At 70.8% G+C, this 18317-nt stretch carries 15 protein-coding genes; 5 read left to right on the top strand and 10 right to left on the bottom strand.

Annotated features, from left to right (window positions below; all coding sequences use genetic code 11):
- Positions 1 to 192 precede the first annotated feature (192 nt).
- Positions 193 to 2565 carry a glycoside hydrolase family 95 protein gene (locus tag AB0F98_RS12485; protein WP_357733098.1) on the top strand — a complete coding sequence of 791 codons (2373 nt, stop codon included), beginning with the start codon at positions 193 to 195 and terminating at the stop codon, positions 2563 to 2565.
- Between the two features lie 236 nt (positions 2566 to 2801).
- Positions 2802 to 3536 carry an alpha/beta hydrolase gene (locus AB0F98_RS12480; protein ID WP_357733095.1) on the top strand — a complete coding sequence of 245 codons (735 nt, stop codon included), beginning with the start codon at positions 2802 to 2804 and terminating at the stop codon, positions 3534 to 3536.
- A gap of 127 nt (positions 3537 to 3663) precedes the next feature.
- On the opposite strand, the gene AB0F98_RS12475 is transcribed toward AB0F98_RS12480, so the two are convergent.
- The gene (locus AB0F98_RS12475) at positions 3664 to 5184 is read right to left on the bottom strand and encodes an FG-GAP-like repeat-containing protein (RefSeq protein ID WP_357733092.1); all 1521 of its coding nucleotides are present in this window, start codon (positions 5182 to 5184) and stop codon (positions 3664 to 3666) included.
- 419 nt (positions 5185 to 5603) lie between these two features.
- Here AB0F98_RS12475 and AB0F98_RS12470 point away from each other — a divergent pair, with 419 nt between their 5' ends.
- Both AB0F98_RS12470 and AB0F98_RS12465 read left to right on the top strand, forming a co-directional pair.
- Positions 5604 to 7043, top strand: a complete 1440-nt coding sequence (locus AB0F98_RS12470; RefSeq protein WP_357733089.1) for a VCBS repeat-containing protein — start codon at positions 5604 to 5606, stop codon at positions 7041 to 7043.
- A gap of 20 nt (positions 7044 to 7063) precedes the next feature.
- Positions 7064 to 9133, top strand: coding sequence for an N-acetylmuramoyl-L-alanine amidase (locus tag AB0F98_RS12465; protein WP_357733087.1), 2070 nt, complete (start codon positions 7064 to 7066; stop codon positions 9131 to 9133).
- A 190-nt stretch (positions 9134 to 9323) separates the two neighbouring features.
- On the opposite strand, the gene AB0F98_RS12460 is transcribed toward AB0F98_RS12465, so the two are convergent.
- From AB0F98_RS12460 to AB0F98_RS12420, 9 genes are all read right to left on the bottom strand, one after another.
- Complete coding sequence (locus tag AB0F98_RS12460) at positions 9324 to 10181, bottom strand: STM4011 family radical SAM protein (RefSeq protein ID WP_357733084.1); 858 nt, start codon at positions 10179 to 10181, stop codon at positions 9324 to 9326.
- On the bottom strand, positions 10178 to 11503 hold the full coding sequence (locus AB0F98_RS12455; RefSeq protein ID WP_357733082.1) for an STM4012 family radical SAM protein: 1326 nt from the start codon (positions 11501 to 11503) through the stop codon (positions 10178 to 10180). The genes AB0F98_RS12460 and AB0F98_RS12455 overlap by 4 nt, the downstream gene beginning before the upstream one ends.
- Entirely contained in the window at positions 11500 to 12303 is an 804-nt protein-coding gene (locus AB0F98_RS12450) for an STM4013/SEN3800 family hydrolase (protein ID WP_357733079.1), read from the bottom strand. The genes AB0F98_RS12455 and AB0F98_RS12450 overlap by 4 nt, the downstream gene beginning before the upstream one ends.
- A complete protein-coding gene (locus AB0F98_RS12445) occupies positions 12291 to 13394 on the bottom strand; it encodes an STM4014 family protein (RefSeq protein ID WP_357733076.1) in 1104 nt (367 codons plus the stop codon). Before AB0F98_RS12445 ends, AB0F98_RS12450 begins: the two co-directional genes overlap by 13 nt.
- Before the next feature lies 1 nt (position 13395).
- The gene (locus tag AB0F98_RS12440) at positions 13396 to 14343 is read right to left on the bottom strand and encodes an STM4015 family protein (protein WP_357733073.1); all 948 of its coding nucleotides are present in this window, start codon (positions 14341 to 14343) and stop codon (positions 13396 to 13398) included.
- 6 nt (positions 14344 to 14349) lie between these two features.
- Complete coding sequence (locus AB0F98_RS12435; protein WP_357733070.1) at positions 14350 to 14559, bottom strand: hypothetical protein; 210 nt, start codon at positions 14557 to 14559, stop codon at positions 14350 to 14352.
- 117 nt (positions 14560 to 14676) lie between these two features.
- Entirely contained in the window at positions 14677 to 15687 is a 1011-nt protein-coding gene (gene gap, locus AB0F98_RS12430; RefSeq protein ID WP_357733067.1) for a type I glyceraldehyde-3-phosphate dehydrogenase, read from the bottom strand.
- A gap of 5 nt (positions 15688 to 15692) precedes the next feature.
- Positions 15693 to 16286: a TetR/AcrR family transcriptional regulator gene (locus tag AB0F98_RS12425; protein ID WP_357733064.1), complete on the bottom strand. Its 594-nt coding sequence runs from the start codon at positions 16284 to 16286 to the stop codon at positions 15693 to 15695.
- Positions 16287 to 16417: 131 nt separating this feature from the next.
- Positions 16418 to 17140 (bottom strand): alpha/beta hydrolase, encoded by a 723-nt coding sequence (locus AB0F98_RS12420; RefSeq protein ID WP_357733061.1) that lies wholly within the window; start codon positions 17138 to 17140, stop codon positions 16418 to 16420.
- A 196-nt stretch (positions 17141 to 17336) separates the two neighbouring features.
- Here AB0F98_RS12420 and sigJ point away from each other — a divergent pair, with 196 nt between their 5' ends.
- Entirely contained in the window at positions 17337 to 18227 is an 891-nt protein-coding gene (sigJ, locus tag AB0F98_RS12415; protein ID WP_357733058.1) for an RNA polymerase sigma factor SigJ, read from the top strand.
- Positions 18228 to 18317 lie beyond the last annotated feature (90 nt).

The following is an 18317-nucleotide window of genomic DNA, read 5'->3' as shown; positions in this document are numbered from 1 at the left end:
CCCCGGCTGTCTATATAGGACGGACGCGGTGAGTGCGGCTGGCGGCCGCGGCGGCGACTGTTGACATCCCAGCGACGTCCGTCCATATTTTATGAAAACATCGGAGCGCTGGCGATGTGGAGTGTCTGTCCATCCGAAATGGTCGGTCCCACGCGGTAAAAGGTCCGATGAATCTGCCGGAAGGAAACCATCGTGCTCGAGTCGTCACGTCGTAACTTCCTCCGCCTCACCAGTGCGGCCGGTGCCGGCCTGGCGCTCGCCGGCGCCCGACCGTTCGCCGCGCACGCCGCACCGGCCCGTCCTGCCGAGGCCGCGCTGGTCCCGGGGGAGGAGGCCACGACACTCTGGTACCGCACCCCGGCTCGGGAGGAGCAGATCATCCGGGAGGGTCTGCCGATCGGGAACGGGCGTCTCGGTGCGCTCACCGGTGGCGGTCCCGCCGAGGACGTCGTCTACCTCACCGACGGCTCGTTCTGGACCGGCGGGCGTAACGACACGCTGCAGAGCGACGGCCAGCTCCCGTACGACTCGACCGGTTTCGGCACTTTCGGCCTGCTCGCAAAGGTGCGCATCGCGCTCACCGGTCACACCCCGGAGGTGTACACGGAGTATCGCCGGACGCTCGATCTCAGCAACGGGATCGTGTCGGCGCGTTACCGGGTCGGCAAGACGACGTACCGGCGCGAGTTGTACGCCAGCCACCCGGACGACGTGATCGTCCTGCGGCTCACCCGATCCGGCGGCGGCAGCCACACCGGCGCCGTATCCCTGGTCGGCACCCACGACGAGGTCACCTCGGCCTCCGGGAGCCGGGCCAGCTTCGCCGGCACGTTGGCCAACGGCCTGAGGTACGCCGCGGCGGTCACCGTGATCGGCGCCGGCGGCAAGATCGGCGTCGACGGTTCCAAGGTCACCTTCGAGGACTGCCGGGAGGTCCTGGTGGTGATCTGCGGTGGCACCGACTACTCGCCGGACGCGGCACGGAACTTCCGCGATCCGGCGGTCGATCCCCTCGCTCTCGCCCGTTCGAAGGTCGCGGCGGCCGCCGGTGTCGGCGCAACCAGGCTGCTCGCCACGCACGTGACCGACTATCGGCGGCTCTACGACCGGATGCGGCTGCGGCTGGGGGATTCGACGCCGGTGCAGCGGGCGCTGGACACCTGGTCGCGGGTCGCGGTGCGCTACACCGACCCGACCACTCCCGACCCGGAACTGGAGGCCATGTACGTCCAGTTCGGTCGATATCTCACCATCACCGGGTCACGTGACCGGCTGCCGATGAACCTGCAGGGCATCTGGGTGCACAACAACAACCCCGACTGGTACGGGGACTACCACACCGACATCAACATCCAGATGAACTACTGGCTGGCCGACCCGGCCGGGCTCGGCGAGTGTACGCAGGCCCTGGCCGACTACTGCGTATCCCAGTTGCCCGTCTGGACCGACGTGACCCGCCGGCTGTTCAACGACCCGCGCAACCGCTTCCGCAACACCAGCGGTCAGGTGGCCGGATGGGCGGTCGCCTTCTCCACGAACATCTACGGCGGCAGCGGCTGGGCCTGGCACCCCTCCGGCAACGCCTGGTTGTGCAACTCGTTGTGGCGTCACTACGAGTACAGCCTGGACCGTTCCTACCTCGCGAAGATCTATCCGGTGCTCAAGGGTGCGGCCGAGTTCTGGCAGTCCCGGCTCATCCCGACCACCGTCACCGAACCGGACGGCACGACCTGGGAGGTGCTGATCGACGACACCGCCTGGTCGCCGGAGCACGGCCCGGACGCGAAGGGCATCACCTACGCCCAGGAACTTGCCTGGGACCTGTTCCAGCAGATCCGTATCGCCGCCGAGGTGCTCGGCCGGGACGAGGACTTCGCCGCCGAGGTCACCGACCTCCAGGCCCGGCTCTACCTGCCCCGGGTCAGCCCGAAGACCGGCTGGCTCGAGGAATGGATGAGCCCGGATAACCTCGGTGAGACCACGCACCGGCACCTCTCCCCGCTGATCGGTTTCTACCCGGGCGACCGGATCAACACCGACACCAGCCCGAAGCCCCTGATCGACGGCGTACGGGGGCTGCTCACCGCACGTGGCATGGACAGCTACGGCTGGGCCTGCGCGTGGCGGTCGCTGTGCTGGTCCCGGCTCAAGCACGCGGAGAACGCCTATCAGCTCTACCTGACCGTGCTGCGGCCGTCGATGAACAACGGCAACGGCACCTCGGCCAACCTGTTCGACATGTACAGCCAGGGCAGCTACACGATCTTCCAGATCGACGCCAACCTGGGTGGCGCCACCGCGGCGCTGGAGATGCTGCTCTACTCCCGGCCCGGCGTCATCGAACTGCTGCCCGCGCTCCCCGAAGCCTGGGCACGTCGCGGTGAGGTGACCGGCATCGGCGCCCGCGGCGGTTTCGAGGTCGATCTCGCCTGGCGCGACGGCGAGGTGACCAGCGCGACCATCCGCAGCGTCGGCGGCACCGCGACCGAGGTACGTGCGGGCGACTGGCGACGCCGGATCACCCTGGAGCCGGGTGGGTCCGTCACGCTGACCCCCCGCCGCTGACTCCGCATCCGAGCGCCACCGGAGGCAGGCTGATCGACCGGGACCCGGCGCGTCGGGTCCTGGTCGATCGATCCGGCGGGGGCACGAGAGCTGCTCGCCGTGATAGCTTCGGCGTCGCCGTGCGCTGCTGCGAACCGAGGAGGTGAGACCGATCAACGCTGTGACAGGTCGGGCCTCCCTCCCGCGTGTGGCCTAGGGAGTGCCCGCAGAAGGCATCCCGAAAGGCTCGAAACGCCATGCGCTTCATCGCTACGACGTCGTCCGACGGCGTCACCGAACAGCTCTTCACCCTCGGTGAGATTCCCGGCGTGCTGTGGACGCCAGAAGGCGCCGCCGGCGCTCGTCCCCTGATCGTGGTGGGACACGGCGGCGGCCAGCACAAGAAGGCCCCCGGCGTCGTGGCCCGTGCCCACCGCTTCGTCGCCGACGGCGACTTCGCGGTGGTGGCGCTCGACGTGCCCGGCCACGGCGACCGGCCGACGGACCCGGAGTACCACCGGATCGCGACCGAGAACCAGGCCCGTGTGGATGCCGGCGAGGAACTGGCCCCGCTGATCGCGGATTTCCAGGCGCTCGTGGCTCGGCAGACCGTCCCGGAGTGGCGGGCGGTCCTGGACGCGGTCCAGGAACTCGATCACGTCGGCACCGGTCCGGTGGGCTACTGGGGGGTTTCGTTGGGCTGCGGACTCGGCGTTCCGTTCGTCGCCGCCGAACCCCGGGTCCGCGCGGCGGTGCTCGGTCTGGGCGGGGCGCTGGCGTCGGGCGCGGTCGCCGCACGGGTCACCGTCCCGGTGGAGTTCCTGGTCCAGTGGGACGACGAGCGGGTGCCGCGGGCCCAGAGCCTGGCCCTGTTCGACGCCTTCGCCTCGGTCGAGAAGACGCTGCACGCCAACCCCGGCAGGCACGGGGAAGTCCCCGCGTTCGAACTGGACAGCGCCGTACGGTTCTTTGTCCGGCACCTCGGCCGGTAGCCGCACCGCCGGCAGTTCGCGACGTGCCGATCGGGACTCTTCCCGGTCGGCACGTCAGACGAGCATCGACATCGCCGAGCCGATTGACCGGCGGATCACCCGAGCCCGGTGACCGGGTGGTCAGGCGCTAGAGGGTCGTCTCGCCGGTGAGGCCGAAGAAGTCGTGCCACTTGACGCCGGGACCGAAGCCGCTACCGGTGGAGAGGCCGACGTAGACGTCGTTGGTGGCGCCCTTGGCGAACACGACGATGTCGTCCCGGCCGTCACCGTCGAAGTCGCCGAGATAGGGGAACTCGCCGGCCAGGCAGAAGAAGTCGTTCCACTTGACCGTGGTGCCCGCGAAGGACGTGCCGGTGGAGGTCGCCGCGTACACGTCGGCGTCGGCGTCGCAGGTGAAGGTGACGATGTCGTCCTTGCCGTCGCCGTTGATGTCACCGACCCGGGGCTGTTCCGTCCCGACGGCGAAGAGGTCGTGCCACTTCTGCGACGGGCCGAACGCGGATCCGGTGGAGAGCGCCACGATCACGTCGGATGCGGTGGCCGGCCCCTGGGTGAACGTGATGATGTCGTCCCGGCCGTCACCGTCCACGTCACCGACAGCGGGATACTCCCCGGCGATCGAGAAGTACTCGTGCCATTTCACCGCCGTGCCACTGAACGACGAGCCCGTGGACAACGCGACATAGACGTCGCCCGCGCCGTCGTGGGTGAAGGTGACGATGTCGTCCTTGCCGTCGCCGTTGACGTCGCCCACCGCCGCGACCTCGGCATTCGGCGCGAACCAGTCGTGCCATTTCGTGGCGCCGGCGAACGCGGTGCCGGTCGACAGGGCGACGTACACGTCGGCGAGCGAACCATGGGTGAAGGCGACGATGTCGTCCCTCCCGTCGCCGTCGAAGTCGCCGGAGAGCAGCGTCTCCCCGTTGAGTCCGAAGAAGTCGTTCCACTTCACCGACGTTCCGGTGAAGGAGGAGCCGGTGGAGGAGGACACGTACACGTCGTTCGTCGTGCCCTGGGAGAAGGCCACCACGTCGTCGCGGCCGTCGCCGGTGAAGTCCGTCGGGGAACCCGCCGGGTAGCGACCCCCGGTCGTCGCCCCGCCGCAGTTGTCGCTGACCAGGAACCGCTGCTGGTACTGGCCCGGATAGGGGGCCAGCGACACGCCGTTGATCACGATCGGCTGCCCGACCCCGTTGAGCAGTTGCTCGTAGTGCAGGTGTGGTCCCGACGAGTTGCCGGTGTTGCCCGTGATGCCGATCTGCTGACCCTGCTGCACGTACGCCCCGTCGGCCACCGAGTACGAGCTGAGGTGGAAGTAGTAGGTGGTCCAGCCGCCGCCGTGGTCGATGACGATGTAGTTGCCGGCGCCGCTGGGCTGGGAGTACCGACGGGCCACCCCGGCGGCCGAGGCGACCTGGGGGGTGCCGCCGGTGGTCCCTCCGTCCGCGCGCACGAAGTCCAGCGCCTGCCGCACCTCGGCGCTGTGGTGGCTGTAGGTCCATCGCTGCCCGCACGGAAAGGGTGCCTTGAACAGGGGCGCGGCGAGTGCGGGCGCCGGCCTCGCCAGGGTGCCGGTCAGCACGGTCGCGGCCAAAAGGAGCAGTGCGACCAGGCTGCGACGCACGGGGTCACCGTAACGGCGGGACATGTCGTGACTCCTCGGGACCTCGACGGCTGCTGCTGGCCAGAAGTGAAGCCGGACACCTTGACGCTTGTCAATCCGTGGTGGCCGGGCCGGAGTGGTGTGGGGATGCCGTCCGGCGTCCGCGCGGGACGGCTGGGCAACGGCTCTGACCTGGGCGGCGAACCGGCGCGGTCGGGCTGCGGCCGGTTCGAGTCGCCGCCCCGGGTCGCCGTGCGGCGATGAAGATTTCATTCATCGCCGCAAAAGCGGGCCGGCAAGCATTGACAACCGTCGCTACCCGCAGTTGACTCGCGGAAATCGATTGCCCATCGCCGTACGGCTGCTGCGGGGGGACGCCGATCAGGCTGCGTACCCCCCCCTGGTCGGCTCGGCGCCGCCGGCCCCACCCCGACCCCACGCACCCTCCCTGCCGAGGAGCCATCGTGAGACGAAAGCTGTTGGCGATACCGCTCGCGCTCTGCGCGGCGCTGGCCGCCGTGACCGCCGGCGTGCCGGCGCAGGCGGACCCGGTCGGTACCCTGGCCTGCACGTCCATCCCCGCCACCCACGATCCCGCCATCACCCTGATCGTCTACCGGGTGGCCCGCGCCCACAACGCCAACGACAAGGTGCTGCTCTCGGCCTTCGAGGCCGGCTGGGTCGAATCCCACATGAACAACCTGCCCTGTGGCGACAAGACCTCGCTCGGGGTCTTCCAGCAGCGCTGGGACTACGGGTGGGGCACACCCGAGCAGATCATGGACCCGGTCTACGCCACCACCCAGTACGTCACCCGGGCCATCGTCTGCGACAGCGACAACCCGGGCTACACCGCTGGTCAGGTCGCCCAGTGCGTGCAGCGCTCCGGCTTCCCGGACCGCTACGACCAGGCCGCCGCCAAGGCCCGGACCCTGCTCGCCGAGGCGGCCCGCACGCACGCCATCGCCGGCGGATCGTCGACCGACGTCACCGGCGACGGCCGCGACGACGTGCTCACCTTCACCCAGAACGCCCTGGCCGACGTCTACGTCGCCAACTCCACGGGAACCAGCTTCGCCGGCACCTCGGTGAAGTGGAACGACTTCTTCTCCATCGGCGGCGAGACGGCGTCGAGCGGCGACGTGAACGGCGACGGCCGCGACGACATCGTGACCTTCGCGCACAGCAACACCGGCGACGTCTACGTGGCTTTGTCGAACGGTTCGTCCTTCGGCGGCGGCCAGAAGTGGCACGACTGGTTCGCCCCGGGCGCGGAGATCGGCGCGGTCGGCGACGTCAACGGCGACGGCCGCGACGACATCGTCGCCTTCACCCACAATGCGGCGGGCGACGTCTACGTGGCGCTCTCCACGGGTACCTCGTTCGGTCCGGGCCAGAAATGGCATGAGTTCTTCAGCCCGTTCGGCGAGTACCCGGCGGTGGGCGACGTCGACGGTGACGGCAAGGCCGACCTGATCACCTTCACCCAGGGTTCCGCCGCCGACGTGATCGTCGCCCGGTCGACCGGCACCTCCTTTGGTGGGGCGCAGAAGTGGCACGACCTGTTCGCCGTCGGCGCGGAGCTGCCCCGGGTGGGTGACATCAACGGTGACGGCAAGGACGACATCGTGACGTTCACCTGCGACGCCAACGCCGACGTGTACGCGGCGACCTCCACCGGCACGTCCTTCGCGGGCACCACGGTCAAGTGGAACGACTTCTTCTGCCTGGCCGGCGAGTTCCCCTATCTCGGCGACTTCGACGGTGACGGCCGGGACGACATCGTCGTGTTCGCCAAGGGCGCCACCAACGACGTCTACGTCGGTCTCTCCACCGGCGCCTCGTTCGGTGGCGGAACCAAGTGGCACGACTTCTTCGGCCTCAACGGGGAGGCGACGCTGTGAGACCCGGACTGGAGACCCCCATGGCAGGAACACGTCCCCGCCGGCGTCGTGGCACCGTCGTCCTCCTCGCCGTGGCGCTCACCGCCGCGGCCGTCGGTCCAGCGGTGCCGTCAGCTGCGGCCACGCCGGCCCGTACCGCGATCGACTTCGCCTTCGAGCGCGCGGCGAACGAGTTCGACGTGCCCCGGGACCTGCTGGTCGCCGTCGGGTACGGCGAGTCCCGGCTCGACGCGCACGCCGGCGAACCCAGCCAGGCCAACGGCTACGGCGTCATGCACCTGGTGAGCAACCCGACCCTGCACAGCCTCGAACGGGCGGCCACGTTGACCGGTGAGCCGGTCGCCAGGCTGAAGTCGACCACCTCGGCGAACGTCCGGGGCGGTGCCGCGGTCCTGCGTGACCTGGCCGACGGGCTGGGCCTGACGGCGGCCGACCGTGACCGGATCACCGCCTGGTATCCGGTCGTCGCGAGGTACGGGGGAGCGGTCGACGACCCGACCGCCCGGCTCTACGCCGACCACGTCTACGACCTGCTGCAACAGGGCATCCCGGGCGCCGCCCCGGTCCGCCCGCACCGGGTCGAGCCCGAGCGGGGACGCTACGCGCAGGTACCGTCGGCCGGCACGACGGCCTCGAACCTGGTGGCCGCCGCCGTGCCCGAGTACGGACCGGCTCGCTGGATCGCGGCCAGCGGCGCCAACTACGGCGCCGGCCGGTCCAGCGCGATCACCACCGTGATCATCCATGTCACCCAGGGCTCGTACGCGGGCACCATCAGCTGGTTCCAGAACCCGTCGGCGGGAGTGAGCGCGCACTACGTCGTCAAGTCGAGCAACGGTGAGATCACCCAGATGGTGCGTGAGGGCGACACCGCGTACCACGCCCGCTCCGGCAACGCGTACGGGGTGGGCATCGAACACGAGGGGTACGTGGACAACCCGGCGTGGTTCACCGACGCGATGTACCGGTCATCGGCGGCGCTGACCCGTTACCTCTGCGACAAGTACGGCATCCCGAAGAGCCGTAGCGGCATCAAGGGACACAACGAGATCCCCGGCAACGACCACACCGACCCCGGGCCGAACTGGAACTGGAACTACTACCTCTCCCTGGTCAACCAGGGTGGTACCGGGTCGAAGTACCTGGCCGGCTCGTCGACCGACTTCAGCGGTGACGGCCGGGACGACGTGGTGGCGTTCACGCACGGCTCGCTGGCCGACGTCTACGTGTCGACCTCGACGGGCACCGGCTTCGCGGGGACGTCGGTGAAGTGGAACGACTTCTTCGCGCTGACCGGCGAGACTCCGCTGACCGGAGACTTCAACGGCGACGGCCGGGACGACCTGGTCGCCTTCACGCACGGCTCGCTCGGCGACGTGTACGTCGCGCTCTCCACGGGCACGGGATTCTCCGCCGGGGCGAAATGGCACGACTGGTTCGCGCCCGGCGCCGAGGTGCCGGCGGTCGGGGACGTCAACGGCGACGGCCGGGACGACATCATCACCTTCACCCATGACGCCGCGGGCGACGTCTACGTGGCGCTGTCCACTGGCTCGTCGTTCAGCGGCACGGCGGTGAAGTGGCACGAGTTCTTCTCCATCGCCGGCGAGTACCCGGCGCTGGGGGACGTCAACGGCGACGGCCGGGACGACATCATCACGTTCACCCAGGGGCCGGCCACGGCCTCCGACGTGATCGTGGCCCTTTCCACCGGCACCGCCTTCGGCGGAGCGCAGAAGTGGCACGACCTGTTCGCCGTCGGCGCCGAGCAGCCGAGGGTGGGTGACGTCAACGGTGACGGCAAGGACGACATCGTGACGTTCACCTGCGATGCCGACGCGGACGTGTACGCGGCGGTCTCCGACGGCGCGAGCTTCGTGGGCACCACAGTGAAGTGGAACGACTTCTTCTGCCTGGCCGGTGAGTTCCCCTATCTCGGCGACTTCGACGGCGACGGCCGGGACGACATCGTCGTGTTCGCCAAGGGTGCCACCAACGACGTCTACGTCGGTCTCTCCACCGGCGCCTCGTTCGGTGGCGGAGCCAAGTGGCACGACTTCTTCGGCCTCAACGGCGAGACCACGCTCTGACCGGCACGTCGAAGCGGGAGCGCCGGCCCGGTCGGGGCCGGCGCTCCGTCGTACCCGAACCGTCCCGGATGGTTGAGCCGACGTTCGCAGGTCGCCGTGGCGGACAGTCGTCTGCCGTGACGGGCCAGATCCAGGGTCGGTCGAATGCTCGTGTGGCCCGGCGCCCGGGGCTGAACCCGGCTTGTGGGTCTCAGTGGCGCTGCGGCCAGCCGGCGGGGATGCGCTCCAGCACCCCGCCGGCGAAGACGTCCCGCAACCCGAGCGGCTTGAGGTGGACGTATCCGATGTGGCAGTCGCAGATCGCGTTGCCGCACGGCCGAGGCTTCAGGGCGGCCCGCCACGAGCCGTCGTACAGGTTGCCGATCGGGGTCTGGATGAAGTGGCAGCGGCGGACGGTGCCGTCGCCGAGCACGGACACGGCCGTCTCCCCCGCGTGGCAGGGCCGACCGAGGGACAGGTGCGGCCGGACGCTGTAGCCGAAGTGCGGATCCAACTCGGTCCAGGTCGCCTCCTCGGTGGCGTCGTAGCGGCGCCCTTCGGCGGCGTTCACCCACAGGTAGACGTGCTCGGGCAGCGCGGCGCGCAGCGCCCGCGCCTCGTCGAGGTGTTCCGGTAGACCGACCACGCCGACGGAGTACCGGATGCCCAGCTCGGACAGGCGGGCGCAGCGCCGCAGGAACCGCTCCCGCGTGACCTGCCCCGGATGGTAGGTCGTCCAGAGGGCGGCGGAGCGGGGATCGGCGTCGGCCAGCCAGTCGACGCGGGCGGCCAGGTTGGTCTGGATGACCACCCGTTCCACGTGCTGCAGGTGGGACAGCGACACCATCGCGTCCCGGTACCAACTGCGGGTCAACCCCTCGCCCCACGGCGTGAACAGCACCGACAGCCGTACGTCGGTGGTCTCGGTCACCCAGCCGGTGAACCGGGTCAGCGCCTCCCGGTCCGCGCGCAGCAGTTCGGGCGGGTCGTGCCGCTTGGCGAACGGACAGTACGGACAGTCGTAGTTGCAGCTCGCCAGCGGCCCGCGGTAGAGGATCGCCAGGTTCACCGCGGCACGTACCCGGTCATCGCGTGGTGGACCTCGGCGGAGGTGAGCCACGGGCCGATGGCGTCGGACCGGGCCAGTCCCGCGGGAGTGAGTCGTAGCCCGTCCTCGGTGGCCCAGCCCCGCTCGACGAGGCGGGCGAGCTGGGGGAAGTCGTCCGCCGGCCGACGAGAGAAGCGGGTCCGGTAGGCGGCGGCGTCGACACCCTCGGCGCGCAGCAGCGATTTGAGCAGCCAGCGGCGGCGCTGCTCGGCGCCGTCGAGGTGGAACCCGAACTCGGCGTACCCGAAGTCGTCGGCGGGGCGGGCGAGGTAGTCGTCGAGTACCGCCCGCACCTGGGAGACGCTGACCGCGTAGTCGAAGGAGTAGTGCAGGGTGGTGGTGTAGGAGCGGGCGCCGCACCCGAGGCCGACCATCCCGTCGTCCTGGCAGCAGTAGTCCGGGCCGTCCGGCACCGGTGCGTCCGCGCGGCGGAACTGCCGCATGGACTCCTGCCGGTATCCGGCCGCGCCGAGAGCGTCCACCGCCTGCCGGTAGAGGGCGAGCCGCTGGGCGTCCCAGTCGGCGCGGGCCTGGGTGCGCCGGCCGAGGCCGGTGAGCGGCCGGACGTAGAGCGGGTACAGGTACAGCTCCTCGGGCCGCCAGGCCAGCGCCGCATCGAGGCTCTGCTGCCAGGTGTCGGCGGTCTGCCCGTCGATGCCGTAGATCAGGTCGATGTTGAGCACCGGGATCCGGGCGTCGCGGATCGCGCCCAGCGCGGCCTCCACCTCGGTACGGCGCTGCGGCCGGCCGGCGGCGCGGGCCTCGACGTCCAGGAAGCTCTGCACGCCGATGCTCACCCGGGTCGTGCCGTGCGCGGCGAGCACCGCGAGCCGGTCCGGCGTCGCGGTGGCCGGTGAGGTCTCCACCGACAGCGGTACGCCCGGCAGCCGGGCACCGACCGTGCCGGCGGCGATGTCGAACAGCTCGGTCAGCTCGTCGGCGGTGAGATACGTCGGGGTACCCCCGCCGAACGCGGCGCGGACGTACCCGGCGTCGTCGCCGAGCGCGTCGGCGACCCGTTCGGCCTGCCGGCGCAGCTGCCGCAGGTACGCGGTGACCTGCTCCTCCGGAGCGTTGGCCCGGGTGAACAGGTTGCAGAAGCCGCAGCGCATCTCGCAGAACGGCACGTGCAGGTAGAGGAAGAGCGCGTCCCGTGCCTCGGCTCGCCACACCTCGGTCAGCCGGGGACGGGGCCGCAGCGGTCGGTACGAGGTCTTGTGCGGGTACGCGTAGAGGTATTGCTGGTACGGCGAGCCGTCGAGGCTCGGGTCGTTGCTGGTCACCATTCTCCCGGTTGCAGGGTGAAGTGGGCGTACGGAACGGTCCACACCACGTCGTGGCCGATCCGGTGGCCGGTGTGCCCGTCCTCGCCGTAGGCCGTCCCGTGATCGGAGCAGATGATCGTGAACACCGGCCGGCCGCGGCCGGCGACCAGGTTGAACAGTCGGCCGATCCGACCGTCCACGTACTCCAGCGCGGCGGTGTGACTGGCCAGGCTGTCGACCTCGGCACCGGGTAGGTGGTGCCGGTTGGGCTGGTGCAACGCGGCGACGTTGAGGAAGGTGAACAGCGGCTGCGCCGCCGGCACGCGGGGCAGCACCTCGGCGAGCCGGTCGAGCTGTGTGTCCAGGCAGGTCGGGGAGGTGACCCCGAACTCCGCCTCCCAGTGCGCCTCGGTGAACAGGCCCGGAAGCACCGCGCCGAGGGGGCTGTTCCGGTTGAAGAACCCGACCCCGCCCAGGCAGAGCGTGTGGTAGCCGACTCCGTTGAGCGCGGTCGGCAGGTCCGGCGCGTCGAACACCCAGGTCTCCGGGCCGGAGGTCTCACTGCCCGGGAAGGCCGCCGCGTAGAGCCGCTCGTGCCGGCCCGGCTCCACCGGCGTGGGCAGGAAACCGGCGAAGAAGGCGTGGTGCGCGGCGTAGGTGAAGCTGGCGGGGGAGTGGCGTCGTTCCCACCGGCCATCCGGCAACGCCCGGGCGAGATTCGGGGTACGCCCCGTCGCGGCCAGCTCGGCGGCCACGTCGTAGCGCAGCGTGTCGAGGGTGACCAGGAGCAGGTCGTGACTGCCGATCAGGCTCCGCACGCGACCACCTCCCGAGCCGGTTCCGCCGCGAGGGACGCCCGCCACCGCCACCACCGGCCACTGGTCAGCGCGTGCACCTGCTCGGCGTAGCTGTCGCGCCCGCCGGACAGCACACCGGGCAGCAGGTCACCGAAGGCGTTGACCTCGGCCACGGCGTGCCGACGCCAGCCGGCCAGGAACATCAGGTCGATCCCGACGTGCAGCGAGCCGGGGAAGCAGGCGGCGACCCGCTCGCACGTCTCCATCGCCGCCGACCAGCCCCGCGGCCCGACCGTGGCCCGCAGCTCGTCGAGGTCACCACGCGCGTTGCCCAGGTGCAGATTGGTCAGCGGCCCGTGGGCGGCGCGGACCACCGCGTGCGTCGGCCGCCCCGCGACGACCAGCACCCGGACGTCGACCACCCGGTTGCCGAGGCCGGCCTTCGGCAGCCACCGTTCGACGTGCAGGCCGTCCGGCGCGAGCCGGTCGACGATCGCGGCGATCTCCGGCTCGTCGGTGTACCGGCGTACCCGCAGCGAGTTGAACATCGCGTCCGGGGTGTGCTCGATCGTGGTGACCGCCTGCACCCGCCGGGGACCGACCGCGAGCGCCAGCACCCCGGCGGCGGACGAACCGTGCGCGGGCTTGACGAAGACCCTGGCCCAGCCGGTGGCCGCCATCGCCGCGCGCAGCTGGGCGTAGTCACCGACGGGCGGCAGGGCGGCCGGCACCGACACCCCGGCGCCCGACAGCAGTGTGTGGCAGCGCCGCTTGTCGCAGAGCACCGCGACGTCCTCCGGCCGGTTGAGCAGGTCCGCGCCACCGGCGGCCACCCGCGACAGAGCACCGACCAGACCGGCGTACGCGTCGGCGAGGCCCACCAGCTCGCCGTGCCGGGCGGTGGTGGCTGCCCGGCGCAGCATCCGATCGACCTGCGGGTCCTCGCCGGGTGAGTCCACCCGCACCAGTTCACCGACGGTCGGCGGCGCGGCCCCGGCCAGCACGTCGATCCAGGGCAGCACCGTCGGCCGGGGCAGACCGGCGGCGAGCGCCGCGCGGGTGAACATCTGCACCCGGCGGTTGTCGGGGTTGCCGACGACGGTCAGCCGCATGTCACTCCGACACCGCCGTGTAGCGGTGACTCTCACCGCCGTACGCGTCCGGCTTCTGCGGCTCGGACACGTCGACCCGGACGTCCGGCAGCGCGGCGACCACCGACGCCGCCACCTCCTCGGACATGAAGTGGTGATGCAGGTCGAGCTCCGCCAGACGGGTCAGTGGCTGACCGGCAAGCAGCGCGGCTGCGCCGTCGTCACCGAGGGTGCCCAGCGACAGGTCCAGCCGCTCGATCCGGCGGACCACCGGTGCGGACGCCAGCGCCCGCGCGACCTCGTCGGCGATGTCCGCGTTGCGCAGCCCCAACCGGCGCAGCTGCGGGAACCGCTCCCCGGCCAGCAGCGGGGCTAGGTCCGCGACCGTCGAGTCGCCGCCGTAGTAGTTGCTGCCGAGCCACAGCTCCAGGTCGGTCAGCGCGGGCAACTCGGAGTCGAGCACCGCACCGACGAACTCCCGCGACAGTCCGCCGCTCTCCACCGCCAACTCGCGCAGTCGCGGGTGCCGGACGGGGGAGAAGTGGAAGTCCTCGCCGCCGCGTACCCGCAGCACCTCCAGGGCCGGGTACGCCGCCAACAGCTTGCTGACGTCACCGACCTTCATCCAGGAGACCTCACACTCCTCGCTGGTCATGTCGCCGAGGAACAGGGCACGCAGCGCGGGCAGGCGTGGCGCCGCCTCGCAGAGCTGCTCGATCGGGGCAGGGTTGAACGCGGCGTACCCCCAGGCCCCGATGACCAGGGACTCCACCGTCGGGCCGGCCTGCGTGACGAACTGCTCGAACGCGACCTGGAACTCTTCGGAGAGCACGCCCTCGTCGTCGTCCTCGAAGTCCCAGCGGGCGATCCGCCACGAGACCGGACCGTCCACGGCCGGAAGCGGGCCCTCCTCGGGAACGTCGACCACCGGCCGGCCGGCGAAGGAGCTCGCGTGGGAACCGAACGCCATCGCCGATCACTCCCCGTCCACGGAGTGGTCGTACTGCCCGGCGTCGCGCTCTGCGGCGAGGCCCTCGACCACGAACGACCGGGCCATGCCCACCGGCAGCGCGGCCTCCGATGTACGGCGCGGCACCGGCAGATCGGCGAACGACGACACGTGCGAGCGGATCACGGCAACCTCCGGGTCGACTGCGGCATGAGCGGCGCGACCGTAACAGGCCACCCCGACATGTTGATCAGCGGTGGTCTGTCGACGGGTCCCGTGTGGACGGACACCCGCGCCGCGCCGCACGGCGTGCTCAGCCGGCGGCCGAGCACGCCGCAGTCGTCCTCCTCGGCGTCAGGCCACCGTGGCCGCCCCGATCCGCTCCGAGAACTCGACGAGGCGGTTGGAGAAGCCCCACTCGTTGTCGTACCAGCCGAACACCTTGACCTGGTTGCCGACGGCCTCGGTCAGCGGCGCGTCGAAGATCGACGAGAACGGGTTGCCCACGACGTCCGCCGAGACCAGCGGCGCCTCGGAGTACTGCAGGTAGCGCCGTAGCCGCTCGGAGGCGGCGGCCTCGCGGAACGCCGCGTTCACCTCCTCGACGTTCGCGCCGCGGCGCAGGACCACGGTCAGGTCGGTGATCGAACCCGTCGCGACCGGAACGCGTAGCGCCGCGCCGGTGAGCCGCCCGTCGAGCTCCGGGATGACCTTGCCGATCGCCTTCGCCGCGCCCGACGACGTCGGGATGGTCGACACCGCTGCCGCGCGGGCCCGGCGCAGGTCGGAGTGCGGCGCGTCGTGCAACCGCTGGTCGCCGGTGTAGGCGTGGACCGTCGTCATCAGTCCCGACTCGATGCCGAACGCGTCGTTGAGCACCTTAGCCAACGGGGCCAGCGAGTTCGTGGTGCACGAGCCGTTGGAGAAGACGTCATGGCTCTCCGGGTCGAGCCGGTCGTCGTTCACCCCGAGCACGAAGGTGGGGACGTCTCCCTTGGCCGGCGCCGAGATGACGACCTTCCGCGCGCCGCCCTTGAGGTGGGCCGCCGCCGCGACCCCGTCGGTGAAGTGACCGGTGGACTCGATGACGACGTCGGCACCGACGTCACCCCAGGGAATGTCGGCCGGGTCGGACTGCGCGAAGACCCTCATGCGGGTGCCCTGGACGGAGATCGCGTCGCCGTCGAAGGCGACGCCGTCCAGGTGGCCGGAGATGGAGTCCCACTCGAGCAGCGTGGCCAGCGTGCGCGCGTCGGTGAGGTCGTTGACCGCGACCACCTCGACGTCGGCGTTGTTCGCCAGAGCCGCGCGCAGGTAGGTGCGCCCGATCCGTCCGAACCCGTTGATGCCGATGCGAACCGTCATGGCGTTCAGTTCCTCTTTTCGTTGTGGTGACCGGGCGTGGATGGTGCCGCCGCCCGGAGCAGGTCGAGGGCGCCGGCGCGGGCGTCGTCGAACGGGCCGGGGTCCTGCTGCGCGATCGCGAGCACGTAGCCGCCCTGCAGGACGGCCATCAGGGTGTGGGCGAGGCGATCGGGATCGAGGTCGTCCCGCAGTTGGCCTGCGGCGACGGCCTCGCGTAGCGCCTTGACCCAGCTGACGTGGATCTGAGCGAACGCGCGCGCCACCGGGGCGAGCAGCACCGGGTCCTCCCGGACCTGCGGGTCCTGGGTCATCCGGCCGACCTTGCAGCCCTTCAGGGGGTCGCGCGGACGCATCAGATAGGCCTCGATCCGGGCCATCGGGTCGTCCGGACCGTCGAGTTCGGACGCGGCCGGCAGCAGGTCGGCGACGTTGCGCTCGAGGGCGGCGAGCGCCAGGTCCCGCTTGGTCGGGAAGTGGTGGTACATGCTGCCCTGGCCGACACCGGAACGTTCGCGTACGTCACGCGGGCTGGTGTCGGCGTAGCCGCGCTCCCACATGAGCTCGCTCATCGTCTCGACCAGGAGCTGTCGCGAATCCATGGGAGCAGTGTACATACCAGTAGGTACAGTCGGTGCTCCCCCGCTCACGTCCACGAGTGGGGTCGACGCGCGAGGGCGGGGGTGAGGCTCTTCGGCGACGCTGCCGGGGACCTCACCCCCGCCGGATCGGGTCACGCCGCGACCGCGTCCACGGCCATGAGGATCGACGCCGTCACCGCGTCCGGGTGGGAGACAGTCAGCGCGTGGGAGGCGCCAGGCACCTCGCGCACATCTCTCGCGCCCGCCCGCTCCGCCATGAAGCGGTGCAGGGCGACCGGTATGCAGGAGTCCTCGTCGCTGAAGACGAACCACGACGGGATCGACTTCCACGCCGGGGAGCCGGTCGGCAGCCCCGCGGTGAGGGCGACCTCCGTGACCGGCCGCTGGGTCGCGCCCAGCACGGCGGCCTGCGCGGGCGAGACGTCCGCGGCGAACTGGTGATGGAACGCGTCCGGCCGGATGGCGAACTCGTTACCGCCGGTCGTGACCGGGTAGGCGGTCAGCGCCGGGCCGAGGGTGCTCCCGGGGAACCTGGTCGACAGTTCGAACGCCGACTCGCCCTGATCCGGCGCGAACGCGCAGACGTAGACGAGGCCGGCCACCTTGTCGTGCCCGGCGGCGGCCTCGGTGACCACCATGCCGACGTAGGAGTGGCCGACGAGCACCACCGGTCCGTCGATGCCGGCCATCACGTCGCGCAGGTAGGCGGCGTCGCCGGGCACGCTACGCAGCGGGTTGGCGACCGCGACCACCGGCACGGCGCTCGCCTGCAGTTGCTCCACCACCCCGGACCAGCTCGCGGATTCGGCGAAGGCGCCGTGCACCAGAACGGCGGTCGGCCTCGGCTTGATCATGATTCGCTACTCTCGTGGGTCGTCGCTGTCTTCACCCAGTGAGACAGCGCGACCGCGGGGAATGTGACAGGGCGCGTGGTCGCCAACGTCACTGCCGCGCGCCCGACGTTGGCGACCGAGGCATGTTCGGATCACGATGGTCGGGGCGGGCGCCGCGACACGATCCAGACGGGGGCGAGCGATGGCGGATTCCGATGTGAGTCCTGAGCCGGTTGGCGCGGATGATCTGGAGGAGGCTGCCGCGATCTTCACCAGCGTGCGGCCGCGCCTGTTCGGGATCGCGTATCGGATGCTCAGCAGCGCCACCGAGGCCGAGGACCTGCTGCAGGAGGTGTGGCTGCGGTGGCAGACGTGCGACCGTAGCGCGGTGGTCAATCCGGCCGCGTTCCTGGCCACCACGACGACCCGGCTGGCCATCAACGCGCTTCAGTCGGCACGGGTGCGGCGCGAGACGTACATCGGACCCTGGCTGCCCGAACCCGTCGACACGAGCGCGGACCCGTACCTGGGAGCCGAGCGTGGTGAGGCGCTGGAGTTCGCCGCCCTGCTCCTGATGGAGAGGCTCACGCCCAGCGAACGTGCCGCCTATGTCCTGCGGGAGGCCTTCGACTACCCGTATGGGCAGATCGCCGCCATCCTGCAGACGACCGAACCGGCGGTGCGCCAGCTGGTCAGCCGGGCGCGCAAACACATGACCGAGGAGCGGCGTACGCCGGCGAGCCCGGCCGCGCAGCGGGAACTGCTGACCACCTTCATCACGGCAGCCCGCTCCGGCGACATGGCGGCGCTGGAGCAGCTCCTGGCCAAGAACGTGACCAACATCGCCGACGGCAACGGCAGGGTGCGGGTCGCGCGCCGGCCGGTGGTGGGCGTCGAACGGGTGGCCAAGTACCTGGCCGCGCTCGCCTGGTTCTGGGAGAACGTCGAGGTGCGGTTGGTGACGACCAACGGGCAGACGTCCGCCGTGCTGCGGCAGGACGGCGAGGTGTACGGGCTGATCACGGTCAGCGCCTCGACCGAGGGCATCGACCAGGTGCTGTGGATGGTGAACCTGGAGAAGGTCAAGGCGGTGCCCGCCCCGGCCTGACCCGCCGTGACGGAGCGGAGGGACAACGGGCCGCGCGGGTGGCATCGCCGCCGACGAACGGACCGCTCGCCGACGGAGCCCACGCTGGGC

The organism is Micromonospora sp. NPDC023737 (genome assembly GCF_040639715.1).
Lineage (GTDB): Bacteria > Actinomycetota > Actinomycetes > Mycobacteriales > Micromonosporaceae > Micromonospora.
The sequence above is the reverse complement of the archived record's forward strand: the minus strand, read 5'-3'. Positions and strand labels throughout refer to the sequence as shown.